The sequence below is a fragment of the Micromonospora carbonacea genome, from assembly GCF_014205165.1.
In the GTDB taxonomy this organism is placed as follows: Bacteria; Actinomycetota; Actinomycetes; order Mycobacteriales; family Micromonosporaceae; genus Micromonospora; species Micromonospora carbonacea.
Map to the genome: position 1 here is coordinate 4,305,376 of NZ_JACHMZ010000001.1, position 22,990 is coordinate 4,328,365.

Annotated in this window: 23 protein-coding genes and 1 pseudogene; 13 read left to right on the plus strand and 11 right to left on the minus strand. The window is 75.1% G+C overall.

Annotated elements, in window-relative coordinates:
* The first annotated feature begins 32 nt into the window (after positions 1-32).
* Complete coding sequence (locus tag HDA31_RS18400) at positions 33-1,322, plus strand: cation:proton antiporter (RefSeq protein WP_178064235.1); 1,290 nt, start codon at positions 33-35, stop codon at positions 1,320-1,322.
* A gap of 64 nt (positions 1,323-1,386) precedes the next feature.
* On the opposite strand, the gene HDA31_RS18405 is transcribed toward HDA31_RS18400, so the two are convergent.
* The gene (locus tag HDA31_RS18405; protein ID WP_178064234.1) at positions 1,387-2,349 is read right to left on the minus strand and encodes an NAD(P)/FAD-dependent oxidoreductase; all 963 of its coding nucleotides are present in this window, start codon (positions 2,347-2,349) and stop codon (positions 1,387-1,389) included.
* 50 nt (positions 2,350-2,399) lie between these two features.
* Between HDA31_RS18405 and HDA31_RS18410 the strand changes: the two genes are divergently transcribed.
* On the plus strand, positions 2,400-2,981 hold the full coding sequence (locus HDA31_RS18410) for a helix-turn-helix domain-containing protein (protein ID WP_178064233.1): 582 nt from the start codon (positions 2,400-2,402) through the stop codon (positions 2,979-2,981).
* 120 nt (positions 2,982-3,101) lie between these two features.
* Complete coding sequence (locus tag HDA31_RS18415; RefSeq protein ID WP_178064232.1) at positions 3,102-4,487, plus strand: glycoside hydrolase family 6 protein; 1,386 nt, start codon at positions 3,102-3,104, stop codon at positions 4,485-4,487.
* A gap of 135 nt (positions 4,488-4,622) precedes the next feature.
* On the opposite strand, the gene HDA31_RS18420 is transcribed toward HDA31_RS18415, so the two are convergent.
* Both HDA31_RS18420 and HDA31_RS18425 read right to left on the minus strand, forming a co-directional pair.
* A complete protein-coding gene (locus HDA31_RS18420; RefSeq protein WP_074475926.1) occupies positions 4,623-5,402 on the minus strand; it encodes an SDR family NAD(P)-dependent oxidoreductase in 780 nt (259 codons plus the stop codon).
* 113 nt (positions 5,403-5,515) lie between these two features.
* Positions 5,516-7,288 (minus strand): annotated as a pseudogene (locus HDA31_RS18425) (glycoside hydrolase family 15 protein); the annotation flags it as partial.
* A gap of 255 nt (positions 7,289-7,543) precedes the next feature.
* On the opposite strand from HDA31_RS18425, the gene HDA31_RS18430 reads away from it, so the two are divergent.
* Positions 7,544-8,011: a general stress protein gene (locus HDA31_RS18430; protein ID WP_176734934.1), complete on the plus strand. Its 468-nt coding sequence runs from the start codon at positions 7,544-7,546 to the stop codon at positions 8,009-8,011.
* 355 nt (positions 8,012-8,366) lie between these two features.
* On the opposite strand, the gene HDA31_RS18435 is transcribed toward HDA31_RS18430, so the two are convergent.
* Both HDA31_RS18435 and HDA31_RS18440 read right to left on the minus strand, forming a co-directional pair.
* Positions 8,367-8,576 carry a DUF397 domain-containing protein gene (locus HDA31_RS18435; RefSeq protein ID WP_178064229.1) on the minus strand — a complete coding sequence of 70 codons (210 nt, stop codon included), beginning with the start codon at positions 8,574-8,576 and terminating at the stop codon, positions 8,367-8,369.
* Complete coding sequence (locus tag HDA31_RS18440; protein ID WP_178064228.1) at positions 8,567-9,337, minus strand: helix-turn-helix domain-containing protein; 771 nt, start codon at positions 9,335-9,337, stop codon at positions 8,567-8,569. Before HDA31_RS18440 ends, HDA31_RS18435 begins: the two co-directional genes overlap by 10 nt.
* 121 nt (positions 9,338-9,458) lie before the next feature.
* Between HDA31_RS18440 and HDA31_RS32340 the strand changes: the two genes are divergently transcribed.
* Both HDA31_RS32340 and HDA31_RS18450 read left to right on the plus strand, forming a co-directional pair.
* Positions 9,459-9,875 (plus strand): hypothetical protein, encoded by a 417-nt coding sequence (locus HDA31_RS32340; protein WP_246384551.1) that lies wholly within the window; start codon positions 9,459-9,461, stop codon positions 9,873-9,875.
* A complete protein-coding gene (locus HDA31_RS18450; protein WP_091280047.1) occupies positions 9,875-10,123 on the plus strand; it encodes a flavin reductase in 249 nt (82 codons plus the stop codon). Before HDA31_RS32340 ends, HDA31_RS18450 begins: the two co-directional genes overlap by 1 nt.
* A 254-nt stretch (positions 10,124-10,377) precedes the next feature.
* Here the strand turns inward: HDA31_RS18450 and HDA31_RS18455 are convergent, their stop codons facing one another.
* On the minus strand, positions 10,378-10,905 hold the full coding sequence (locus HDA31_RS18455; protein ID WP_178064227.1) for a GNAT family N-acetyltransferase: 528 nt from the start codon (positions 10,903-10,905) through the stop codon (positions 10,378-10,380).
* Between the two features lie 148 nt (positions 10,906-11,053).
* On the opposite strand from HDA31_RS18455, the gene HDA31_RS18460 reads away from it, so the two are divergent.
* Together HDA31_RS18460 and HDA31_RS18465 are read left to right on the plus strand one after the other, a co-directional pair.
* Positions 11,054-11,533 (plus strand): MarR family winged helix-turn-helix transcriptional regulator, encoded by a 480-nt coding sequence (locus HDA31_RS18460; RefSeq protein WP_178064226.1) that lies wholly within the window; start codon positions 11,054-11,056, stop codon positions 11,531-11,533.
* Between the two features lie 11 nt (positions 11,534-11,544).
* Positions 11,545-12,531 carry a pirin family protein gene (locus HDA31_RS18465; protein ID WP_178064225.1) on the plus strand — a complete coding sequence of 329 codons (987 nt, stop codon included), beginning with the start codon at positions 11,545-11,547 and terminating at the stop codon, positions 12,529-12,531.
* A gap of 73 nt (positions 12,532-12,604) precedes the next feature.
* Here HDA31_RS18465 and HDA31_RS32345 read toward each other — a convergent pair whose 3' ends face one another.
* A complete protein-coding gene (locus tag HDA31_RS32345; RefSeq protein ID WP_256095649.1) occupies positions 12,605-12,733 on the minus strand; it encodes a hypothetical protein in 129 nt (42 codons plus the stop codon).
* 147 nt (positions 12,734-12,880) lie between these two features.
* On the opposite strand from HDA31_RS32345, the gene HDA31_RS18470 reads away from it, so the two are divergent.
* Entirely contained in the window at positions 12,881-14,470 is a 1,590-nt protein-coding gene (locus HDA31_RS18470) for a phospholipase D family protein (protein ID WP_178064224.1), read from the plus strand.
* Here the strand turns inward: HDA31_RS18470 and HDA31_RS18475 are convergent.
* On the minus strand, positions 14,419-15,129 hold the full coding sequence (locus tag HDA31_RS18475) for an acetoacetate decarboxylase family protein (RefSeq protein WP_178064223.1): 711 nt from the start codon (positions 15,127-15,129) through the stop codon (positions 14,419-14,421). The genes HDA31_RS18470 and HDA31_RS18475 overlap by 52 nt on opposite strands.
* Before the next feature lie 298 nt (positions 15,130-15,427).
* On the opposite strand from HDA31_RS18475, the gene HDA31_RS18480 reads away from it, so the two are divergent.
* Positions 15,428-16,252, plus strand: coding sequence for a SigB/SigF/SigG family RNA polymerase sigma factor (locus HDA31_RS18480; RefSeq protein WP_074475916.1), 825 nt, complete (start codon positions 15,428-15,430; stop codon positions 16,250-16,252).
* Between the two features lie 97 nt (positions 16,253-16,349).
* Here the strand turns inward: HDA31_RS18480 and HDA31_RS18485 are convergent, their stop codons facing one another.
* From HDA31_RS18485 to HDA31_RS18495, 3 genes are read right to left on the minus strand one after another with little or no spacing between them, the layout of a single operon-like run.
* The gene (locus HDA31_RS18485) at positions 16,350-16,946 is read right to left on the minus strand and encodes a GNAT family N-acetyltransferase (protein WP_178064222.1); all 597 of its coding nucleotides are present in this window, start codon (positions 16,944-16,946) and stop codon (positions 16,350-16,352) included.
* Positions 16,943-18,469: an APC family permease gene (locus HDA31_RS18490; protein ID WP_178064221.1), complete on the minus strand. Its 1,527-nt coding sequence runs from the start codon at positions 18,467-18,469 to the stop codon at positions 16,943-16,945. Before HDA31_RS18490 ends, HDA31_RS18485 begins: the two co-directional genes overlap by 4 nt.
* 42 nt (positions 18,470-18,511) lie before the next feature.
* Positions 18,512-19,138 carry a GOLPH3/VPS74 family protein gene (locus HDA31_RS18495; protein WP_178064220.1) on the minus strand — a complete coding sequence of 209 codons (627 nt, stop codon included), beginning with the start codon at positions 19,136-19,138 and terminating at the stop codon, positions 18,512-18,514.
* 144 nt (positions 19,139-19,282) lie between these two features.
* Between HDA31_RS18495 and HDA31_RS18500 the strand changes: the two genes are divergently transcribed.
* The 3 genes from HDA31_RS18500 to hrpB are packed head-to-tail and all read left to right on the plus strand — an operon-like array spanning position 19,283 to position 22,909.
* Positions 19,283-20,125 carry a helix-turn-helix domain-containing protein gene (locus HDA31_RS18500; protein WP_178064219.1) on the plus strand — a complete coding sequence of 281 codons (843 nt, stop codon included), beginning with the start codon at positions 19,283-19,285 and terminating at the stop codon, positions 20,123-20,125.
* A 39-nt stretch (positions 20,126-20,164) separates the two neighbouring features.
* The gene (locus HDA31_RS18505) at positions 20,165-20,365 is read left to right on the plus strand and encodes a DUF397 domain-containing protein (protein ID WP_074475911.1); all 201 of its coding nucleotides are present in this window, start codon (positions 20,165-20,167) and stop codon (positions 20,363-20,365) included.
* A gap of 30 nt (positions 20,366-20,395) precedes the next feature.
* Positions 20,396-22,909, plus strand: a complete 2,514-nt coding sequence (hrpB, locus tag HDA31_RS18510; protein ID WP_178064218.1) for an ATP-dependent helicase HrpB — start codon at positions 20,396-20,398, stop codon at positions 22,907-22,909.
* Positions 22,910-22,990: the final 81 nt, after the last annotated feature.

Here is a 22,990-nt window from a genome sequence, read left to right on the forward strand (position 1 = left end):
CGCATCTCGCGGGCGGGCGGAAGGGTGGTGCCGTGGAGCCGGTAGACGTCTCGTTCGCGGTGGTGGGGCTGGGCGCCCTGCTCGCCGGGATCCTCCCCCGGGTGCTGGAGCGCCGGCCCCTGTCGATGCCGATCGCGTTCCTCGGCCTCGGCATGCTGATCTTCATCCTGCCGACCGGGCTGCCCGACCCGGACCCGCTGGAGCACTCCGAGATCGCCACCCACCTCACCGAGATCGGCGTGATCGTGGCGCTGATGGGCGCCGGGCTGAAGATCGACCGCCCGCTGAGCTGGGCCAGGTGGTCGTCCACCTGGCGGCTGCTGGCGATCGCGATGCCGCTGTGCATCGCGGCGGTGACGCTGCTGGGCTGGTGGTGGGCGGGGCTGGTGCCGGCCGCCGCGCTGCTGCTCGGCGCGGCGCTCGCCCCGACCGACCCGGTGCTCGCCTCCGACGTGCAGGTCGGCGAGCCGACCGACGTGGAGGACTCCGAGGACGAGGTGCGGTTCGCGCTGACCAGCGAGGCCGGTCTCAACGACGGCCTGGCCTTCCCCTTCGTGTACGCGGCCGTCGCGATCGCCACCGCCGGGCTGGCCCCGCGCGAGTGGTTCGTCGACTGGTTCACCGTCGACGTGCTCTACAAGCTGGCCGTCGGCGTCGGCGGAGGGCTGGCGGTCGGCTGGCTGCTCGGCAAGCTGTTCTTCCGCGCCCCGAGCACGCTGCGGCTGGCCCGCCACGCCGAGGGGTTCCTGGCGCTGGCCGCGACGTTCCTCGCGTACGGGCTGGTCGAGGTCGTGGGCGGTTACGGCTTCCTGGCCGTGTTCGTGGCGGCCCGGGCGATCCGGGCGGCCGAGCGCACCCACGAGTTCCACTCGGTGCTGCACGACTTCGCCGAGCAGGTCGAGCGGCTGCTGACCGTCCTGTTGCTGCTGTTGTTCGGCGGCGCGGTGGTCGGCGGGCTGCTCGCCCCGCTGACCTGGCCGGCGGCGCTGGTCGGGCTGGCGCTGGTCTTCGTGGTCCGGCCGCTGGTCGGCTGGCTGTCGTTGCGCGGCGCGCCGGGCCGGCCGGCGGAGCACTGGGTGATCGCCCTGTTCGGCATCCGGGGCGTCGGCTCGTTCTACTACCTGGCGTACGCGACGACGAAGGCCGACTTCCCGCAGGCGGAGCTGCTGTGGGCGACGGTCGGCCTGGTGGTGATCGTGTCGGTGGTGGTGCACGGGGTGGCCGCCACCCCGGTCATGCAGCTGCTCGACCGCGAGGGCGAACGCACCGGCTCCCCCACCTCCCGCGATCTTGCACTTACGGCCCGGGAACAACGGGCATAAGCCCCGTTCCAGGGGCCGCAACTGCAAGATCGCCGAGGGCGGGGGGATCCCCGGGGCGCGGGGGTCAGGGGGTCAGGCGGGCCGTCAGGGCTCGGCCCAGGTCTCGGCCGGAGCGCCAGGCGCTCTGGATCCGGGGCTCGCCGAAGGCGTCGCCGGCCAGGCCGATGCCGTCGGCGTCGAGGTGGTAGGTGCCGTCGCCGGCCCGGTCGACGGGCTTCGCGTACGTCCAGCGGTGCACGTGCACGTGCTCGGCGCGGTCGGGCAGGCCGAGCAGGTCGCGGACGGCCTCCTCGATGGCCCGCGCCGCCCCGGTGGGCTGGGCGAGGTGCCCGGCGGCGAACTCGGGCGTGGTGTGCGCGACCAGCACCGGGGCGCCGTCGCCGCGCCGGTCGCCGTCGTCGCAGACGAGGCTGAGCAGCGGGTGGTCGTTGACGAACGCGCCCCGGAAGTCGGGCCAGGACCGGGCCCGGAAGCGCAGCACCCCGCTGAGCGTCGGCGACCACCGCTGCGCCTGCACGGCGGCGGTGGCCGCCCCCAGCGCCGGATCGAGCAGCAGGGCCGCCTGGGGGCCGGGCACGGCCAGCGCCACGGCGGCGCAGGGCTCCCCGTCGACGGTCGGCCCCGGCTCGACGCCGAGCACCAGCCGATCGACGACGACGGGCAGGTCGGCGGCCAGGTGCTCGACCAGGGAGCGCAGCCCGCGCGGGGCGGCCCAACGCATCGGGCCGGGCACCTCCCGCCGGCCGGTGGCGGAGTAGGCCACGAAGGTGTCGGTCCATTCCCGGGCCAGCCCGGCGACCGCCCAGCCGCGTACCACCTCGGCGAAGCCGGGATCGCTCACGGTGAAGTAGGCCGCGCCGAGATCCGCCGGCCGCCCGTCGAACCGCTTGCTGGCCATCCGGCCGCCCGGCACCCGGGCGCGCTCGCGGATCTGGACGGGGATCCCCGCCCGGTGCAGCTCGGCGGCGCAGGCCACCCCGGCGATGCCCGCCCCGACGACCACGACGCGCGCCCGGTCCACTCCCATCCGTTGATCGTAGGGCGTGGGGCGGCTCGGCGGTCTGGCAAGCTCGTGGGGTGACCGACGACCTGGATCAGGCGCTCGCCGGGGTCGGGCCCCGGCTGCGGGCGCTGCGCCGGCAGCGCGAGACGACGCTGGCCGAGCTGTCGGCGGCGACCGGCATCTCGGTGAGCACCCTGTCCCGGCTGGAGTCCGGTGCCCGCCGGCCGACCCTGGAGCAGTTGCTCCCCCTGGCGCGGGCGCACGGGGTGACGCTCGACGACCTGGTGGGCGCTCCGCCGACCGGGGACCCGCGCATCCACCTGCGCCCCGTCACCCGGCACGGCATGATCATGTTGCCGCTGACCCGCCGGGCGGGCGGCATCCAGGCGTACAAGCTGGTGATCCCGGCGGGCGGCGGCCGCCGGGAGCCGGACCCGCAGACCCACGAGGGCTACGAGTGGCTGTACGTGCTCAACGGCCGGCTGCGGATGGTGCTCGGCGAGCGGGACCTGGTGCTCTCCCCCGGCGAGGCGGCCGAGTTCGACACCCGCCTGCCGCACTGGTTCGGGGCCGCCGATCCCGGGCCGGTGGAGTTCCTCAGCCTGTTCGGCAGCCAGGGCGAGCGGGCCCACCTGCGCGCCCGCCCGAAGGCGTGACCCGGAAACCGATCGAACAACGTCACAGGGTCTTCACATGCCGGCAATGGACGCGTACCTTGTCGAGAAAGCGTGGGAGCGCTTCCACGCATAACCATCGATCCGTGGAGGACGACGCCCATGAGAAGCAGACCGGCGCTCGCGGCCGTGGCCGCCGGCGCGACCGCACTCACCGCCGCCACCGTCGCCGCCGGCCTGCTCGGGGCCACCCCGGCCGCCGCCGCCGACTCCGCGTTCTACGTCGACCCGCAGGCCAGCGCCGCCCGCTGGGTGGCCGCCAACCCCGGCGACTCGCGCGCCGCCGTGATCCGGGACCGGATCGCCAGCGTGCCGCAGGGCCGCTGGTTCACCACCACCAACACCTCGACCGTACGCTCCGAGGTGGACCAGTACGTCGGGGCGGCCGCCGCGGCCGGGAAGATCCCGATCATGGTGGTCTACAACATCCCCAACCGCGACTGCAGCGGGGCCAGCACCGGCGGCGCGCCCAGCCACTCGGCCTACCGGCAGTGGGTCGACCAGGTCGCCGCCGGCCTGGCGGGGCGGCCCGCCACGATCGTGCTGGAGCCCGACGTCCTGCCGATCATGACGAACTGCCAGAACTCCAGCCAGCAGGCCGAGACGCGGGCGTCGATGGCGTACGCCGGCAAGAAGCTCAAGTCGGGCTCGTCCCAGGCCAAGGTCTACTTCGACGCGGGCAACTCGGCGTGGCTGGCCCCCGGCGAGATCGCGTCCCGGCTCAACGGGGCCGACATCGCCAACAGCGCCGACGGCATCTCGCTGAACGTGTCGAACTACCGCACCACGGCCGAGTCCGTGTCGTACGCCAAGCAGGTCATCGCCGCCACCGGCGTGTCCCGGCTGAAGGCCGTCATCGACACCAGCCGCAACGGCAACGGCCCGCTCGGCTCCGAGTGGTGCGACCCGCCGGGGCGGGCGATCGGCACGCCGAGCACCACCGCCACCGGAGACTCGGCGATCGCCGCGTTCCTGTGGGTGAAGCTGCCCGGCGAGGCCGACGGCTGCATCGCCGCCGCCGGCCAGTTCGTCCCGCAGCGGGCCTACGACCTGGCGATCGCCGCCGGCCCGCTGCCGACGACGACCCCGCCGACCACCGCCCCGCCCACGACCGCCCCGCCGACCACCGCGCCGCCGACCACCGCGCCGCCGACGACGAACCCACCGGCCGGCGGGTGCACGGTCACCTTCACCCCGAACACGTGGACCGGCGGGTTCACCGCCGAGCTGCGGATCACCAACGGCGGAAGCGCGCTCAACGCCTGGTCGCTCAGCTTCGGCTTCCCGGCCAGCGCCGGGGTGCGGCTGTCCAGCGGCTGGAACGGCGAATGGAGCCAGAGCGGCGACACGCTGCTCGTCCGCAACGTGGCCTGGAACGGCAACCTGCCGGCCAACGGCACGGTGAGCGTCGGGTTCCAGGGCACCTTCTCCGGGTCCTCGCTGCCCGCCCCCAGCGGCTTCGCCCTCAACGGCTCCCGCTGCAACTAAGGAACAAGGAAGGGCCCCCTGTTAACGCCTCCGGTATAGCAGGGTCCCCTTCTCACCACCACCACCGGGCCCCGGCCGCCGCGCGAGAAGCGCGGGGGCCGGGGCCCGGACCCGTCGGGCGGGCGGCGACGCCGCTCAGGCGCCCTGGCCCTGGTTCTGCATGAGCCCGCCGTCCATGAAGTACGTCGACCCGGTCACGTAGTCGGCGTCGTCGCTGGCCAGGAAGACGGCCAGCCGGCCGATCTCCTCGGGCTCGGCGGCCCGCTTCCACGGGATCGACTGCACCTGCTCCTCCAGGTAGGCCGGGTCGTCGATGGCCTTCTGGTTGAACGGGGTGAGCACCATCCCGGGCCCGATGTTGTTGACGTTGAGGTGCATCGGGGCGACCTCCAGCGCGAGGCTCTTGGCGAACTCCAGCAGCGCCCCCTTGCTGGTGTCGTAGTCCGAGCCGCCGGCGCGGGCCACCTCCTGGTGGATCGACGTGATGTTGATGATCTTCCCGTGGCCGCCCTGGTCGCGGCGGTGCTGGACGAACCGCCGGGAGCAGAAGAACGCCCCGTACACGTTGGTCCGGATCGCCCGGTCCCACGTCTCGGTGTCCAGGTCCGCCACGGGGATGCCGGAGGCGTCGACCCCGGCGTCGTTGATCAGCACGTCGAGGCTGCCGAACTCGGCGATGGCCGCGTCGAACATCGCCTCGACGTCCTGCTCGTCGGTGATGTCGCAGCGCATCACCACCGCCCGCCGGCCGGCCCGCTCCACCCGGTCCCGGGTGTGCTCGGCCCCCTGCCGGTCGTGCAGGTAGTGCACCACCACGTCGGCGCCCTCGCGGGCGAACTCGATGGCGCTGGCCTGCCCGATCCCCGAGTCCGAGCCGGTGATCAGGGCCGTCCTCCCGTCGAGCCGTCCGGTCATCAGCGTGCTCCCTCCGGTCGTGCCGTGCCCGTCGGCACGGTCTGGCGCGGGCGGTCCGCACCCGTTGCGCGTCGCCGCTCGTCGGCGTCGGCGTCGATGTCGGCGGGTCTCCGGGCGGCCGTCGCCTCCGTCAGCTGCCCGGCGGCGTTGATCAGCCCGATGTGCGAGAACGCCTGCGGGAAGTTGCCGAGCTGCTCCCCGGTGGCCTGGTCGATCTGCTCGGCGAACAGGCCCAGGTCGTTCACCCGGCCGGCGAGGGACTCGAACAGCCGCTCGGCCCGGTCCACCTCCCCGGCCATGGCCAGGCAGCCCACCAGCCAGAACGAGCAGATGACGAAGCCCGCCGGGTCGCCGTCCCAGCGGCGCAGGAGGCCGTCGTGGGACAGCCGCGCCTCGACGACGTCGATGGTGGTGCGCATCCGGGGGTCGTCGGCGGGCAGGAACCCCACCAGCGGCATGAGCAGCACCGAGGCGTCCAGGTCCGCCGATTCGAAGGCCCCGGTGTACGCGCCGACGCGCTCGTTCCAGCCCCGCCGCAGCACCGCCGCGCGGACGGCGTCCCGGGCGTCCGCCCAGCGGGCCACGTCGGCGGCGTCGCCGAGGCGGGACCCGAAGCGCACCGCCCGATCCAGGGCGGCCCAGCACTGCACCTTCGACGACACGTAGTGCCGCTCGGCGTCGCGGGCCTCCCACATCCCGGAGTCGGGCAGGTGCCAGTCGGCGACGGCCCGGTCGGCCAGGCCGCGCAGGAGCTGGCGCACCTCCGGGTCCATCGGGTCCAGGTAGTGGCGCATCAGCCACGCCGCGTCGATGATCTCCCCGAGCACGTCGGTCTGCCGCTGCCGCCACGCGTCGTTGCCGACGAAGACGGGCCGGCTCTCGGCGTACCCGGCGAGGTGGTCGAGCCGGTGCTCGGTGAGGTCCCGCTCCCCCTCGACGCCGTACATGATGGGCACCGGCTGGTTGCCGATGCGGCCCATCGCCCGCGCCACCCAGGCGAACTGCCGGTTGGCCTCGTCGGGGCAGGCCGCCAGCCACAGCGCCCGCAGGGTCAGGCTGAAGTCCCGCACCCAGACGAAGCGGTAGTCGTAGTTGCGGTCCCCGCCCAGCGCCTCCGGCAGCGAGGTGGTCGCCGCCGCGACGATCGCGCCGCTGGGCTGGTACGTCATGCCCTGCACCACCAGCGCGCTGCGCCGCACCAGCTCCGGCCAGCGGCCCTGGTACGGGTGCAGCCCCGCCCAGGAACGCCAGCCGGCCGCCGTCTCGGCCACCGTCGCCGCCGCGTCCGGCGTCGCCGGCTCCCCGCCGTCGTACGCCGGGGCGTACCCCAGGGTGAAGCCGTAGGCCTCGCCGGCCCGGACGGTGAACGTGGCGGTGGCCTCGCTCTCGCCGCAGGTCAGCGGCACGTCGCCGCGCAGCCGCAGCCGGGCCGCCCCGGCCGTCGCGTCGAGCCCCTCGGGGTGCGCGACCAGATACGCGGCGACCCGCCCGTACTCGAAGCGGGGCCGGTAGGTCAGCCGCACCGGCACCGCGCCGGAGACGCCCTCCACCAGCCGGGCGAGCACCCGGGGCGAGCGCCGGCCGATGTCGTGGCCACGCGCGCCGGGCTCCAGCGCGAGCGCGTCCGTCACCGCCACCGACCCCTCGGCGGTGGTGAAGACGGTACGCAGCACGAGCGTGTCGTCCAGGTAGGAGCGTTCGCTGGTGAACCCGGCCTCGGGGCGGATCGACCAGTGGCCCGCGTCGTCGCCGAGCAGCCGGCCGAAGACCGACGGGGCGTCGAACCGCGCCGGGCACCACCAGTTGACCGAGCCGGCCCGGTCGACCAGGGCCGCGCTGCGGCCGTCGGCCAGGAAGCCGTGTTCGCTGATCCGTCCGCTGTCCACGCCGGTGCCTACCCGGCCGGGCCGAGCAGCATTCGCCACCGGCGGTCCCGGCCTGGCCGAGCGGCATTCGCCACCGGCGGCGACGTTACCGCCCGCCGGCCGGGGGAAGGCGGGTGGTCGACGAAGGAGGACACCATGACCAGACCCACGACCTCGACTGCGGCCTGGCAACCCGGAATGCCGGGCGCGAACAACCTCCCGTACGGCCCGGCGGGCCGACCCGCCACACCCGGTGGCGACGGCCACGGCCCACAGCTGGGGCCGCCCACGGTGACGATCGGGTCGTACCCGGACTATCCGTCCGCACAGCGGGTGGTGGACTACCTGGCCGACAACCGGTTCCCGGTGGAACACACCGCGATCGTGGGGACGAACCTCACCCTCGTCGAGACGGTGCTCGGCCGGCTGACCACGGGCCGCGCGGCCCTGATCGGCGCGGGCACGGGCGCCTGGTTCGGCCTGTTCATCGGGCTGCTGTTCGGCATCTTCACCGCCGGTAGCTGGATCGCGGTGGTCCTGGTCGGGCTGGTGATCGGCGCGATCTGGGGGGCCGTGTTCGGCGCGGTGGCACACGCGATGAGCGGGGGCCAGCGGGACTTCACCTCGGCGAGCGCGCTGCGCGCCGCCCAGTATGCGGTCACCGTCGACGCCGGCGTGGCCGACCAGGCCCGGCAACTGCTGGGCCGGATGCACATGACGCCGACGGGGGCGACCGCCCGCTGAGCGGCTACCCGACCACCCACCGGCGGCCCCGGGGACTCCCCCGGGGCCGCCCGGCGTCCGGGAGGCGGGGCGGCCCGGCGTCCGGGAGGCGGGGCGGGCCGCCGTTCGGGGCGGGCCGGGGCGTTCGCGCGGCCGGCGCCCGGGCAGGGTCGCCGGACGGCGGGCCGGGGCATCCGCCCGCAGCCCGATGTCCGGCGAGAGGCCGATGCCCGGCAGGCCGCCCCGCCCATGATCGACTCCATGTCGGCGACATGGCGGTTTCCCGGTCGCCCGGATACCGCCATGTCGCCGACATGCAGCCCAGCCCAGCCCGGGTCAGCCCAGCACGACCCGGCGCGGCCCAGCCCAGCCCGGGTCAGCCGGCGCGCCTCGCCCGCTCGACGAAGCCCCGCCACTCGACGAAGCCCCGCCACGCGGCGGGCGCGAAGGTGAGCGTCGCGCCGGCCCGGTCCTTGCTGTCCCGCACCAGCACCACGCCGGGCAGGTTGTCGGCGACCTCGACGCAGTCGCCGCCGTTGCCGCTGCTGCGGGTGCTCGTGCGCCACCGCGCGCCGGTCAGGTCCATGCTTTCGCCATCTCCCCGAGTAGGTCGGCCGATTGCCAGTGGGAGAGCGCCTCGCCGCGCACGTTCTCCCAGACGGTCAGCAGGGCCGCGACGTCCTCCGGGTCGGTGACGAGCTGCCCGTCGAGCTGGGTGTCCACATAGCCCGCCGTCCGCAGCTCCGGCCCCACCGCGAGCACGAACGGACCGTTCAGCCCAGCGTACGCGCCGACCGTCGCCGGCACGACGTGCACGCGGACGTGCGGGGCCGCGCAGGCCGCCACCAGGGCCTCCAGTTGCCCGCGCATGACCTCCGGGCCGCCGACGGGGCGGCGCAGCGCCCCCTCGTCGATGACCGCCGTGAGGCGGGGCGGGTCGTCGCGGCGCAGGATCTCCTGGCGGGCCAGCCGGTTGGCGAGGTGCTGCTCGACGTCGCCCGGGGCGATCAGGCCCGTGCCGCCGAGCACCGCGCGGGCGTAGGCCTCCGTCTGGAGCAGGCCCGGCACCACCATCGACTGGTACGACCGCAGCGACACCGCCTCCCGCTCCAGCTCCTGCCACGGCCGGAACCACGCCATCGGGTAACGACGTCTCGACGTGTCCGGCCAGATGTCCCGAATGGGCTGGCCGAGCGCCTCGGCCGCCGCCAGCCGGTGCCGGGCGTGGGGTATGCGGTCCTCGTTCAGCCACCGGGCGACGGTCTTGCGGTCGACGCCCAGCCGGGCGGCGAGCGACTCGATCGAGTGCCCGCTGTCGCGCAGGGCGAGGCGCAACGCATCGTTCATGGTCTCCCCCGTGGTCGTGTGGGATGTCTGGGCACCATAGCCAGCACGGGCTGTTCCTGTCCGCTTACACACGGCAGGTTGGGGTGTCGAGGGGCGCGGATCGACGGGACCGGGAGACGCCATGACACACCACACAGGACGCGAGCCGGGGTCGGTCGCGCCAGCACGGCTCGACGCGGGAAAGCCAGAGCGGCTCGACGCGGAGAAGGCGGTGCGGCTCGACGCGGAGAAGGCGGCGTCTGCGGTGCGCCCGGCCGACGTGCCGGTCGACCTGGAGCTGCACTGCGCGGGGCGGCCCGACTGGCGGTGCGCGCACGACGGCGAGCCGTTCCCCTGCCCGACCTGGCGGGCCCTGCCCCTGGACGACAGCCTGCGCGCCGTCCTGCTGGCGGCGTTCACCCTGTTCCTGCGCCCGGCGATCCGCGACCTGCGGGGCCACCCCGACGGGCCGACCCCGCCGGAGATCGTCCGACGTTTCCTGTGGTTCCTGCCGGTCACCGACGAGGAGGCGCGCGCCGTCGCGCTGCGGTACCGCTGATGCCGCGCCCGCGCCCCCACCTGCCGGTGCGCCCCGTGTGGCTGTGCGGGCGCTGCGGCGCCCCGTGGCCCTGCGGCGCGGCCCGACTGTCGCTGCTGTCCGAATACCGGGGCGACCGCACCTCGCTGCTGGTCTACCTCGCGGTGCTGCGGGAGGAGGCGAGGGAACACCTGACCGCCCTGCACCCGGCCACCCCGCCCGGCGACCTGACCGACCGCTTCCTCACCTGGGCCCGCGCCCGCCCCTGACCGATCCTTGGCCCCGCCCCGGCGATGATCGACTCCAGGTCGGCGACATGGCGCTATCCGGGCCCCTGGGTTACCCCCACCCGCCCGACATGACCAGCCGACCCACGGCCTCCCCCACCCAGCCGGCCCATGATCGACACCATGTCGGCGACATCGCGGCATCCGACCCCCCGGGATACCCCCACCCGCCCGACATGAGCCGGCCACCCGCCCAGCTCGCCCCCACCCCACCCCACCCGGACCGGGTGGGCCGGTCAGGGGTCGGTGGCCAGGCGGGCGTGCAGGTGCTCGTCGTGGCGACGGCCGTCGCCGTAGCGGTGCGACTCGCGCAGGGTGCCTTCGAAGGGGTAGCCCGCCCGCTCGGCGACCCGGCAGGAGGCGGGGTTGGCCACGGCGTGGAACAGCTCGACGCGGTGCAGGCCGAGCATGGCGAAGCCCCAGGCGGTGAGCCGCCGGACGGCGGCGGTGGCCACGCCGCGCCCCCGGGCGGCGGGGGCGGTCCAGTAGCCGATGTTGGCGTGGCCGCCCCCGATGCCGCTCAGCGACACCGAGCCGAGCAGTTCGGTGTCGCCGGGGTCGGCGACGGCGAGGGAGGCGTGGTCCCCGGCGGACCAGTCGGCGCGGCGGCGCACCCACTCGCGGGCCCGCGCCTCGTCCAGGTCGCCCTGCGGGTTCCAGGTCGACACGGCCGGGTCGCGCAGGGCGGCCAGCACGGCGGGGGCGTCGGCCGCGCGCCAGGGGCGCAGCAGCACCCCGGGGGCGGCCAGGCGTACGTCGTCCATGCCCAGCAGTCTGTCAGCCGCCGCCGACGGCCCGCCCGGCGTTTCTCGTTCAAATCCGAAGCGAAGCACCGCGATAGCGGAAAGTAGCGCAGCTCACAGCCGGTTCGGAGCACTTGTCAAAATTTGAAAGAGTGCTACCGTTGCGGGCATGACGGAGAGCCTGGACAGCGCGCGGATGGCCTGCTGGCGGGCCTACATCGAGTCGAGCCAGCGGCTGTTCACCCAGCTCGAGGACGACCTGCGGGCCGACAGCGAGCTGAGCTTCGCCGACTACCACGTGCTGGTGCTGCTCTCCGAGGCGCCGGGGCAGCGGCTGCGCATGGGCGAGCTGGCCGGTCGACTGGTCTTCTCGCCCAGCCGGCTGACGTACCAGATCACCACCATGCAGAAGCGCGGCCTGGTGGCCCGGCAGTCGTGCGCCGAGGACGGGCGCGGCAGCGAGGCGGTGCTCACCGCCGCCGGGCTGCTGGCGCTGCGCGAGGCCGCGCCGCACCACCTGCGCTCCGTGCGCGCCCACCTGATGGACGACCTCGACGACGCCGAGGTCGCCTGCCTGACCCGGGTCTTCGAACGCCTCGGCCGGCGGCTGCGCCGCGACCGCGACGCCTCGTCCACCCCCAGCGAGTAAAGGAGTTCGAGATGCCCGCCATCACGGTCGACGACGTTCTCGTCCTGCCCCGCCTGCCCCGACTCGACGAGTCCACCCGCTACCGCCCGGTCCGCAAGCTGACCACCGCACCCAGCGGCTACGAGGGCGAGGGCTTCCCGGTCCGCCGGGCCTTCGCCGGGGTGCCGATGCACGAGCTGGACCCGTTCATCCACCTCGACCAGATGGGCGAGGTCGACTACGCCCCGGGCGAGCCGAAGGGCACCCCGTGGCATCCGCACCGGGGCTTCGAGACGGTGACCTACATGATCGACGGGATCATGGACCACCAGGACACGCTGGGCGGCGGCGGCACGATCACCGACGGCGACACCCAGTGGATGACGGCCGGCAGCGGCCTGCTGCACATCGAGGCCCCGCCGGAGCACCTGGTGGTCAGCGGCGGCCTGTTCCACGGCCTCCAGCTCTGGGTCAACCTGCCGAGGGTGGCGAAGATGAAGCCGCCGCGCTACCAGGACATCCGCGGCAAGGAGTCGGCGCTGCTCACCACGCCGGACGGCGGGGCGTTGATCCGGGTCATCGCCGGCGAGGTCGCCGGGCACCGGGGGCCGGGCTCGACGCACACCCCGATCACCATCGCCCACGTGACGGTGCAGCCCGGGGCCGAGCTGAGCCTGCCCTGGCGGGCCGACTTCAACGCCCTGGTCTACGTGCTCGCCGGGCGCGGCACGGTCGGCACCGAGCGCCGGCCGTTCCACACCGGCCAGCTCGCCGTCCACGGTCCGGGCGACGCGCTGCGGGTGACCGCCGACGCGACGCAGGACTCGAACGCCCCCGCCCTGGAGCTCTACATCATGGGCGGGCAGCCCATCCGGGAGCCCGTGGCCCATTACGGGCCGTTCGTGATGAACACCCGGGACGAGCTGATCCAGGCGTTCGAGGACTTCCAGGCCGGGCGGCTCGGGGTGGTCCCGGCCGAGCGGCTGCCGCACACCGGCGGGCAGGGCGCGCGCCCCTGACGCGGGCCGTGCCGGGCGTCACCGGGGTTCGTCCCCGGTGACGCCCTTCGGCGTACCCGAAAACGGCTGCCGGTCAGGAGACCGCGAAGATCCCCGCCACCCCCAGCAGCACCATCACCAACACGGCGACGAGCGCCCCCCGCTCGCCCTCCACCGGCTGTTCGGGCTGCTCGGTCATGACATCGGTCGGCTCGGCGGGCATCGTGCGGCCTCCTCGGTGTGCGCTTCGCTCTCTCGGATGTGACGCTCCGCGCGGATCGTCGGCCAGGTCACCGGGGGTGCCCGTCGGCGTGCGGACCCGGCGCGGGGGTCCTACGGTGAGGACGTTGTCGACCTCGGGAGCTGGAGCGTGCCGATGCGGGACTGGTTCCTCACCGCGGCCGAACGCGCCAACCCGGTCTCCCGGATACCCGTCTGGACGACCGGAAACCTCGCCGAGCCGCTGATTCACGGCTCGGCCTACTTTGACCGGCTGGTCAGCGAGGTGGAGGCGCTGCGGGCCGGCGACCATCTCTTCTTCACCGACTGGCGCGGCGACCCCGACGAGCTGATGCGCCCGGACGGCCCGACCGTCGCCCAGTTGTTCAGCCAGGCCGCGCAGCGCGGGGTGGTGGTCAAGGGCCTGCTGTGGCGCTCGCACCTCGACGCCCTGTCGTTCAGCGAGGCGGAGAACCGCAGCCTCAGCGAGGCGATCTGCGCGGCCGGCGGCGAGGTGCTGCTCGACCAGCGGGTCCGCCGGGGCGGCTCGCACCACCAGAAGCTCGTCGTGCTGCGCCACCCCGGCGCGCCGGAGCGCGACGTCGCCTTCGCCGGTGGCATCGACCTGTGCCACAGCCGGCGCGACGACGCCGACCACCACGGCGACCGGCAGGCCGTGCTGATGTCGCCCCGCTACGGCGACCACCCGCCCTGGCACGACGTGCAGCTCGCGCTACGCGGGCCGGTGGTCGGCGCGCTGGACACCACGTTCCGCGAGCGGTGGACCGACCCGATGCCGCTGGACTCGGAGAACCCACTGGCCTACCTGCGGGACCGGCTGCGCGGGTCGGACCTGCGCCCGGACCCGCTGCCCGACCAGCCGGCCGACCCGCCGCCGTGCGGGCCGCACCGGATCCAGGTGCTGCGCACCTATCCGGCGGTGCGCCCGCGCTACTCCTTCGCCCCCGACGGCGAGCGGACGGTGGCGCGCGGCTACACCAAGGCGGTACGCCGGGCCCGCCGGCTGATCTACCTGGAGGACCAGTACCTCTGGTCGACGGAGGTGGCCGACCTGTTCGCCCGGGCGCTGCGGGACAACCCGGAGCTGCACCTGGTGGCCGTGGTCCCCCGGCACCCCGACGTCGACGGCCGGTTCGCGCTGCCGCCGAACCTGGTCGGGCGGGAGCAGGCGCTGGCGCTGTGCGGCAAGGCCGCGCCCGACCGGGTGCACGTCTTCGACGTGGAGAACCACGCGGGCGACCCGGTCTACGTGCACGCCAAGGTGTGCGTGGTCGACGACGTGTGGGCCAGCGTCGGCAGCGACAACTTCAACCGCCGCTCCTGGACCCACGACAGCGAGCTGTCCTGCGCCGTGCTCGACGAGACCCGGGACGACCGCGCCCCGGTGGACCCGGCCGGGCTGGGCGACGGGGCCCGCCGCTTCGCCCGGGACCTGCGGCTGCGGCTGTGGCGCGAGCACCTGGACCGCGACCCGGGCGGCGGCGAGGACGACGGCCTGCTCGACCCGGCCTCGGCGATCCGGGCGATCACCTCGGCGGCCGACGCGGTGCAGCGCTGGCACGACTCGGGGCGGGTGGGCCCGCGCCCGCCGGGCCGGCTGCGCCCGCACCGCCCCGCGCGGCTGCCGTGGCGCACCCGGGCCTGGGCGCTGCCGGCGTACCGGCTGATCTACGACCCGGACGGCAGGCCGCTGCGGGCGCGTCGCTCCGGCACCTGGTGAGCGGGCACGAGCTGGCCCGTCCCGCCCGGGTACGCGAAGGAGGCGCGCGGGGAGTAGAAGCCCTCCGTGATGGTCAGCGGGTTGGCGGGGCGCAGCGCGTGGACGGGGTGGCCGGGGTCGAGGAAGTCGACGGACTCCACCTCGAACGGCGTGACCGGTTCGGCCACGTACGGGTGGACGCCGCCGGCCAGCTCCCCGCCCCGGGCGGTGACGTAGCGGTGGTGGCCGCTGCGGACGACGTGGCCGGTGTCGCCGACGTGGACCCGGGTGCGGATCAGCGGGACGCCGTCGACCTCGGTCTGCGCCACCAGCGTGTCGCCGCGCCGTTCCAGCCAGGTGTGCCCGGCCCCGACGGGTGCGCCGCGCGCGGCGGCGTAGCCGCGCACCCGGGGACTGGAGCACAGGTAGTGGGTCCACCAGCCGCCCGGGGCGGCCAGGCCGGCGACGCAGACGCCGAGGTAGGTCAGCGAGTAGGCGCCGAGGCCGGAGGTCTGGGTCTCGTCGTCGACGACGTACTGGTTCATGAAGACCTGGGGGTGCGCGTCGGCGCGCAGCCCGGCGGGCAGTAGGGCCACGGCCGCCTCCGGGGCCGCCGGCAGCCAGCAGAGGTAGACCATGCGGCTGTGCACGACGAGGTGCGGGTCGGCGGGGTCGAGCACGGCGCCTCCGGGCGGGGGAAGGTTCCCCGCGACGCTACGGGCCGTCCCGCGCGCGGGACAACGACGGAAAGCCGACAGTGCGGACCCGTAACCGACTGGGAACCGGTAATCACGATCACAGATTCGTACGTCGCCGCCCATTTTGGGGGCTTCGTTCCCGAACACGCCTTAAGTACATCGTACTTTCGGCTAGATTTCTGGGAGCCGATCAGGCTAAGGTGGGTCCCGAACGGCCCATCTGAAGCTAAACCGAAGCGTCACGTCTTTTATCCGCGGACGAGGTGCAGGGAGGACCACCATGACCGCGCCAACGACCAGCGAGCAGACGACCACAGCGCCGGAGACCACGGCCAAGCTCGACCCGCGAGCGCTCACCGACAGCGCCGCCGACCTGCTCAACGCGATGGCGGCACTGCCCGCCAACCACCCGTCGCGCGCCGCGATGCGGGACCGGGCGATCGAGGCCTGGCTGCCCCTGGCCAACCACCTCGCCCACCGCTACAGCGGGCGGGGCGAGCCGACCGACGACCTCGCGCAGACCGCCGCCGTCGGCCTGATCAAGGCCATCGACAAGTTCGACCCGGCGCGCGGCGTCGACTTCGCCGGCTACGCCATCCCGACCATCATCGGCGAGCTCAAGCGGCACTTCCGCGACCGCACCTGGGACATCCGCGTCCCGCGCCGCCTCCAGGAGCTGCGCCTGGCGATCTCCGACGCCAACAGCTCGCTGCTCCAGACGCTGGGCCGTTCCCCCACGGTCGCCGACATCGCCGCCCACCTCAAGCTCACCGAGGAAGAGGTCCTGGAGGGCCTGGAGGGCGCCCGCGCCTACAACGCGGTGTCGCTGTCCACCCCGACCGGCGACGGCGACCGGGCCACCGAGCTGGGCGACATGCTCGGCGGCGAGGACAACGAGTTCGAGCTGGCCGAGCTGCGGGTCGCCCTCGGCCCGGCGCTCGCCACGCTCGACGAGCGCGAGCAGAAGATCCTCACGCTGCGCTTCTACGGCAACCTGACCCAGTCGCAGATCGCCGACCAGATCGGCGTCTCGCAGATGCACGTGTCCCGGCTGCTGGCCCGGGCGCTGACGAAGCTGCGGGGCCAGCTCGACGGCACCTACTAGGCACGGCCCGCACGAAAGACGAGGGGGCCCGGCGCGCGCGTGCGCCGGGCCCCCTCGCGTGTCGGCTCCGTCAGCCGGTCGTCGCCGGCTCCCGCCGTCAGCCGGTCGTCGCCGGCTCCCGCCACATCGGGAAGAACGGGGTGCCGTCCGGCAGCCGGAAGACCTCCCGCGGCCGGTAGCCGTGCCGGGCGTACAGGTCCCGGCCCCGCTCGCTGCTCGCCTCCAGATAGCCGGGCACCCCGTTGGCGTCCAGCCAGGCGTGGTGGTGGCGCAGCAGCGCCGACCCGATCCCCCGCCCCTGCCGGCCGGGCGTGACCGCGAGGAACGCCAGATGGTGGTGCCGGTCGTGCGGGTGGGTCGCGGCGAACAGGTCGTCGAGGTGGCGGAACCGGTCGACCCACTCGCCGCACGCGGCGGCCAGCCGGGCGTCGTACTCCGCCGGGGGCGGGACGTCGTCGCCGGTCTGCGGGAACCAGACCGCCACCCCCGCCCGGTCGGCCGTGGCGTGCACCTGGCCGTGCGCCATGGCGTGCGAGACCAGGATCTCGAAGTTGCCGGCCAGCACGGGCCGGCGTCGGGCGGCGTCCGGCACGAGCCAGTGGGTCGCCGGGAGCACCAGGAACGCCTCGGCGATCCGCTCGGCCACCAGCCGGGTCTCGGCCGGGCCGAGCCGCTCGACGGGTACGTCGCTCACCTGTGCGCCCCCGCGCCCGCGCGGGCCGGCTCGCCGTCGAAGCCCGGGGCGGCCACCAGGGTGGCGCTCTCCGCGCCCAGCCCGATCCGGGCGTAGACGTCGGGCCGGCTGTTGCGCAGCACCAGCGCCCAGAGCACACCGACCAGCGCGGCCACCGGGTACGCGGCCGGGACGGCCCAGCGCAGCGCGGAGTCGGGGGCGACGCCGAGCAGGATGGCGAAGTTGTCCACCGCCACCGTGATGATGGCGACCAGCGCCACGGCGGCCAGCCCCGGGGCGATCAGCCGCCGCCACAGGTTCTCCTGGGCCCGGGTGCGGGCGAAGTAGGCCATCACCGCGATCGACGTGGTGGCGATCAGCAGCAGCACGCCGAACCCGCCGCCGGAGCCGGCGTAGTAGAAGAGCTGGAGCACCGGGTCCCAGCCGTTGACCGCGTAGAGCACGATCACCAGCAGGCCGAGGACGCTCTGCGCGAGCGAGGCCACCCGGGGCGAGCCGGTGCGCGGCGAGGTCTGCCCGAACGCCGCCGGCAGCACCCGCTCCCGGCCGAGCGCGAACGCGTACCGGGCGGTGGTGTTGTGGAAGGAGATCATCGCGGCCAGCACCGAGGTCATGAACAGCGCCTGGCCGATGGTGACGGCGGTGTCGCCGAGATGGGCCGCCGCCAGGTTGAAGATCAGCTCGACGCTCTGCTCGCCGGCCTGCGCCGAGATCCGGTCCGGGCCGACGGCGACGGTCATCGCCCACGACGACAGGGCGTAGAGCCCGGCGATGATCGCCACCGACAGGTAGGTGGCCAGCGGGACCGTGCGCTTCGGGTCCCGGCTCTCCTCGCTGAACACCACCGAGGACTCGAACCCGACGAAACCGGTCATGGCGAGCACCAGCAGCGCGCCGGCCCCCGGGACGAGCAGGCTGTCCGGGGACAGCGCGGCGAGGCTCACCGAGCCGCCGGCCGGGTGGCCGAGCTGCCCGAGGTCGAACACGAGGATCACCGCGATCTCGGCGACCAGCAGCACCGCCAGGACCATGCCGTTGACGTCGACCCGCAGCAGGCCGAGCACGGCGACCAGGGCCCAGGCGACCAGGGCCACCACCCACCAGGCCGGCGACGCGCCGAACAGCCGCTCCAGCACCGGCGTCGCCGCCGCCCCGACCGCGCCGTACAGGCCGACCTGGAGCGCGTTGTACGCCAGCAGGGCGACCCACGCCGCGCCGACGCCGGCCGGACGGCCCAGCCCCCGCGAGACGTACGCGTAGAACGCGCCCGCGTTCTCCACCCGGCGGGCCATCGCCACGTACCCGACGGAGAAGAGGGCGAGCACCGCGCCGACCACCAGGAAGGCCAGCGGCATCCCGGTGACGCCGGTGACGGCGTAGCCGGTGGTGACCACGCCGGCCACCACGGTCAGCGGCGCGGCCGCCGACAGCACGAAGAAGATCACCGACGGGACGCCGAGGCGGCCACGGGCCAGGGCGTCGGAGACGTTGCTCGGTCGTTCGAATGTAGTCGTGGGGGGCATCGACTGCTCCGGTTCGAGGAGGGGGTGAGGGGCCGGCGGCCGTCAGGGCATGCCGCGCAGCACGGCCGCGCCGACGGCGGCCTCGGTGTGCGCGACCAGCTCCTTCAGGGGCGGGGGCAACGCCGGGATGAGAACACTGAGCCGGTGGTGGGCACGGGGGCCGGCGCTCCACAGCACCTCGCGGGTGAGGCCGGCGGCGGAGACCAGGCCGAGCAGCAGGGCGTCCGGCACGGTCGGGGGCTCCGGCCGGTCGAGCAGGGCCCGCAGCCGGGTGGCCGGCCAGGCCACCGCGTTGAGGTCGATCGGGACGTAGCTGACGCTGGTGCGCAGCAGGCGGCGGTTCTCCTGCCGGCGCAGCACGCCGCTGCGGGCCAGCCGCTCCGCCACCGAGGTCGCCGCGCTCTGGCCGAGGAAGCTCAGCCAGGTGCGCACCGACTGGTGCTGGGACTCGCCGACCAACTGGTCCAGGACGGTGTGGGCCAGGGCGTCGGCGGGCGGGCGGCGGTCGACGACGGCCACGTTCCCGGCGGCGACGGTGAGCTGTCCGAACAGGACCAACTCGCCGAGCAGGGCCGCCGCCAGGCCGATGCCCGCCGCGCTGGGGTGCAGCTTGGGCTTGCCCCGGCTGTCGTTGTGGGCGATCAGATAGAACTCGTCGGCGGTGAGCACGCGAGCCTCCCCAACGGATTGTCCACAACTGATCGACGCCGGGTGAAAGGATGCACGTCAGCGGGTTGCAACGCAACTCCCACTTTCGACAGTTGCACTCCGTGTCCGAACGACCTGGGGATCTTGGCGTGACAGACTCGGAGGGTGACCGCCAGCCCGACCGTCCGCCGCCGTCGCATCGCCCGCGAGCTGCGCCACCTGCGCGAGCTCTCCGGGATGACCCTCGACGTCGCCGCCCGTCAACTCGACATGTCCAAGAGCAACCTCTCCCGCATCGAGAACGCCCAGATCGGCATCAAGCCCCGCGACGTCCGGGCCGCCCTGGCCCTCTACCAGGTCACCGGGGCCGACGCCGAGGCGCTGATCGAGATCGCCCGGGGCGCGCAGCAGCGCGGCTGGTGGCAGAACTACAGCGACGTGCTCCCCGAGTGGTTCGAGTTCTACGTCGGACTGGAGGCCGAGGCGGCGTCGCTGCGCACGTACGAGGCCGAGGCCGTGCCCGGCCTGCTCCAGACCGAGGCGTACGCCCGGGCGATCTACCGGCTCACCGCCGGGGAGGAACGCATCGAACGCAAGGTCGCCGCCCGGCTGCGCCGGCAGGATGTGCTGCACCGGGAGAACCCCGTCGAGCTGTCGGTGGTGCTCAACGAGGCGGTGCTGCTGCGGCCGGTCGGCGAACCGGCGGCGATGGCCGAGCAGCTGACCCACATCCACCACGTCGCACAACTACCGAACGTCACGGTGCAGGTACTTCCGTTCGCGGCCGGCGGGCACCCGGCGATGACCACCCCGTACGTCATCCTGGGCTTTTCCGACGACGCCGACGCATCCGTGGTTTACCTGGATAACCTCACGATGGGACTGGCTCTGGAGGAAGCCGATCATGTGTGCGGGTATAGCCTGTTGCACGAGAAGCTGTGCCGGATGGCGCTCAGTCCGGCGGATTCGTTGACCCGCCTGGAGGAGGCTTCTCGTAACTTTGCGTGACCGCATCGCGGCGCGCCAGCAGAAGACGAGGTATCGGGGATGACCGCGCTCGACCTGTCCCGGGCGGCCTGGCGGACCAGCAGCCGCAGCAGTGGCAACGGCAACTGCGTCGAGGTGGCCACAGCCGACGGTCGGGTCGCGGTCCGCGACTCCAAGGACCGGGAGGGCCCCGCGCTGGTGTTCGCCCCGGCGGCGTGGGGCGCGTTCGTCGGCGGCCTCGACGTCGTACGCCCCCGCTGACGCCCGGCGGGCCGGTGCGACAGTAGGACGGTGCTCGCCGACGTAACCCTCGACCTGCCGGTCCGACCCGCGCTGCCGGCGCTGCTCGACGCGCTGCGCGCGGCCGGCGGCGCGGTCCTGGTCGCGCCGCCCGGCACCGGGAAGACCACCCTGGCCCCGCTGGCCGTGGCCGGGGCGGTCGCCGGCCGGGTGGTGCTCGCCCAGCCGCGCCGGGTGGCCGCCCGCGCGGCGGCGCACCGGATGGCCGCCCTGCTCGGCGAGCGGGTCGGCGACCGGGTCGGTTACGCGGTGCGCGGCGAGCGCCGGGTCAGCGCCGCGACCCGGGTCGAGGTGGTCACCACCGGCCTGCTGGTGCGCCGGCTGCACCGCGCCCCGGAGCTGCCCGGCGTCGGCGCGGTGCTGCTCGACGAGTGCCACGAGCGGCAGCTCGACGCCGACCTGGCGCTGGCGTTCACCGCGCAGGCGCGCGAGGCGCTGCGCCCGGACCTGTGGCTGGTCGCCATGTCGGCGACCCCGGACGCGGACCGGTTCGCCGCGCTGCTCGGCGCGGCAGGCGCGCCGGCCCGGGTGGTGCGGGCGGAGGCGGCCCTGCACCCGGTGACCCGGGTCTGGGCCCCGCCGCCCCGCCCGGCCGCCGTGACCGCCTCCGGCCGGGTCGACCCGGCGCTGCTGGACCACGTGGCGGCCACCGTGCGCCGGGCGCTCGCCGAACGCGACGGCGACGTGCTGGTCTTCCTGCCGGGGGTGGGCGAGATCGCCGCCGTGACCGGGCGGCTGGCCGCCCTGCGGGGCACCGTCGACCTGCTGCCGCTGCACGGGCGGCTGCGCGCCGCCGAACAGGACGCCGCGCTGCGCCCCGCCGGCCGGCGGCGGGTGGTGCTGGCCACCGCCGTGGCGGAGAGCAGCCTGACCGTGCCCGGGGTCCGGGTGGTGGTCGACGCCGGGCTGGCCCGGGTGCCCCGGGTGGACCTGTCCCGGGGGCTGGGGGCGCTGGTCACCGTGCCGGTGTCCCGGGCGGCGGCGACGCAGCGGGCCGGGCGGGCCGGGCGGGAGGCGCCCGGGCACGTGTACCGCTGCTGGTCGGCGGCGACGCACGACCGGCTCGCCGCCCAGCCCGAGCCGGAGATCGCCACCGCCGACCTCACCGGCTTCGCCCTGGAGCTGGCCGCCTGGGGCGACCCGGACGGCACCGGGCTGGCCCTGCCCGACCCGCCGCCGGCCGCCGCCATGACCGTCGCCCGGGACACCCTGACCACCCTCGGCGCGCTGGACGCGGCGGGCCGGATCACCGGCCGGGGGCGCGTCATCGCCGCGGCCGGGGCGCACCCCCGGCTGGCCCGGGCGCTGCTGGACGGCGCGCCCGTGGTCGGCGCGGAACGGGCCGCCGAGGTCGTGGCGCTGCTCGCCGACGACACCGTGGCCGGGCCGGGCGACGACCTGGCCGCCGCGTGGCGGCGGCTACGGGCCGGCGCGGATCCGGCGGCCGCCGCCCGCTGGCGCGCCGAGACCCGCCGGCTGCGCGGCGCCCTGCCCGACGGGGCGACCACCCCGACGCCCCCGCTGCCCGACGAGCTGGCCGCCGGGCTGCTGGTCGGGTTGGCGTACCCGGAGCGGTTGGCCCGCCTCCGGCGGGCCGGCGGGTCGACGTACCTGATGGCCGGCGGGACCGCGGCGGAGCTGGCCCCGGGGTCGGCGCTGGCCGGCACGACGTGGCTGGCCGTCGCGGTGGCCGACCGGACCCCCGGCACGCCGACCGCCCGGGTGCGGCTGGCCGCCGGCCTGGACGAGGCGACGGCGCGGGAGGCCGGCGGGCCGCTGCTGCGCTCCGGGCGGGAGGTCGCCTGGTCCGGCGGGGACGTGGTGGCCCGGGACGTGGTCCGCCTCGGCGCGATCGAGCTGGTCGCCCGGCCGCTGGCCCACCCCGCGCCGGCGCTGGTGGCCGCCGCGCTGCGCGACGGGCTGCGCCGCGACGGCCTGGCGCTGCTGACCTGGTCCCCGGCCGCGCGGGCGCTGCGCGAGCGGATGGCGTTCTGCCGGCAGGCGCTCGGGCCGGACTGGCCGGACGTGACCGACGACGCGCTGCTGGCCGGCGTCGACGACTGGCTGGGCCCCGAGCTGGCGGCCGCCCGCCGCCGCGCCGACCTGGCCCGGGTGGACGTCGTCGCCGCGCTGCGCCGGCTGCTGCCCTGGTCGCTGGCGGCCCGGCTGGACGAGCTGGCCCCCGAGCGGATCGCCGTGCCCAGCGGCTCCCGGGTCCGGGTGGACTACGCCGACCCGGCCGCCCCGGTGCTCGCGGTGAAGCTCCAGGAGACGTTCGGCTGGGCCGACGCGCCCCGGGTCGCCGCCGGCCGGGTGCCGGTGCTGCTGCACCTGCTCTCCCCGGCCGGGCGGCCGGTGGCGGTCACCGCCGACCTGGCGTCGTTCTGGCGCACGGGTTATCCGCAGGTCCGCGCGGAGCTGCGCGGGCGCTACCCCCGCCACCCCTGGCCGGAGGACCCGACGACGGCCGAGCCGACCCGCCGGGCGGCCCCCCGCCGCCGCTGACCCGGCCCCGCTCGGCCCGGGCTCGGGCTCGCGGGCCGGGTCCGGGCCAGGCCGGGTCCGGGCTCGCCATGTCGGCGACAT

Excerpts from the sequence above, each read along its gene's own strand:
- HDA31_RS18455 (WP_178064227.1), bottom strand. The coding sequence starts at position 10,905 with ATGGACGACGTACGCCTGGCCGCCCCCGGGGTGCTGCTGCGCCCCTGG.
- HDA31_RS18505 (WP_074475911.1), top strand. The coding sequence starts at position 20,165 with ATGACCGCGCTCGACCTGTCCCGGGCGGCCTGGCGGACCAGCAGCCGC.
- HDA31_RS18420 (WP_074475926.1), bottom strand. The coding sequence starts at position 5,402 with ATGACCGGACGGCTCGACGGGAGGACGGCCCTGATCACCGGCTCGGAC.
- HDA31_RS32340 (WP_246384551.1), top strand. The coding sequence starts at position 9,459 with ATGACACACCACACAGGACGCGAGCCGGGGTCGGTCGCGCCAGCACGG.
- HDA31_RS18415 (WP_178064232.1), top strand. The coding sequence starts at position 3,102 with ATGAGAAGCAGACCGGCGCTCGCGGCCGTGGCCGCCGGCGCGACCGCA.
- HDA31_RS18435 (WP_178064229.1), bottom strand. The coding sequence starts at position 8,576 with ATGGACCTGACCGGCGCGCGGTGGCGCACGAGCACCCGCAGCAGCGGC.
- HDA31_RS18405 (WP_178064234.1), bottom strand. The coding sequence starts at position 2,349 with ATGGGAGTGGACCGGGCGCGCGTCGTGGTCGTCGGGGCGGGCATCGCC.
- HDA31_RS32345 (WP_256095649.1), bottom strand. The coding sequence starts at position 12,733 with ATGCCCGCCGAGCCGACCGATGTCATGACCGAGCAGCCCGAACAGCCG.
- HDA31_RS18460 (WP_178064226.1), top strand. The coding sequence starts at position 11,054 with ATGACGGAGAGCCTGGACAGCGCGCGGATGGCCTGCTGGCGGGCCTAC.
- HDA31_RS18450 (WP_091280047.1), top strand. The coding sequence starts at position 9,875 with ATGCCGCGCCCGCGCCCCCACCTGCCGGTGCGCCCCGTGTGGCTGTGC.
- HDA31_RS18440 (WP_178064228.1), bottom strand. The coding sequence starts at position 9,337 with ATGAACGATGCGTTGCGCCTCGCCCTGCGCGACAGCGGGCACTCGATC.
- HDA31_RS18490 (WP_178064221.1), bottom strand. The coding sequence starts at position 18,469 with ATGCCCCCCACGACTACATTCGAACGACCGAGCAACGTCTCCGACGCC.
- HDA31_RS18465 (WP_178064225.1), top strand. The coding sequence starts at position 11,545 with ATGCCCGCCATCACGGTCGACGACGTTCTCGTCCTGCCCCGCCTGCCC.
- HDA31_RS18480 (WP_074475916.1), top strand. The coding sequence starts at position 15,428 with ATGACCGCGCCAACGACCAGCGAGCAGACGACCACAGCGCCGGAGACC.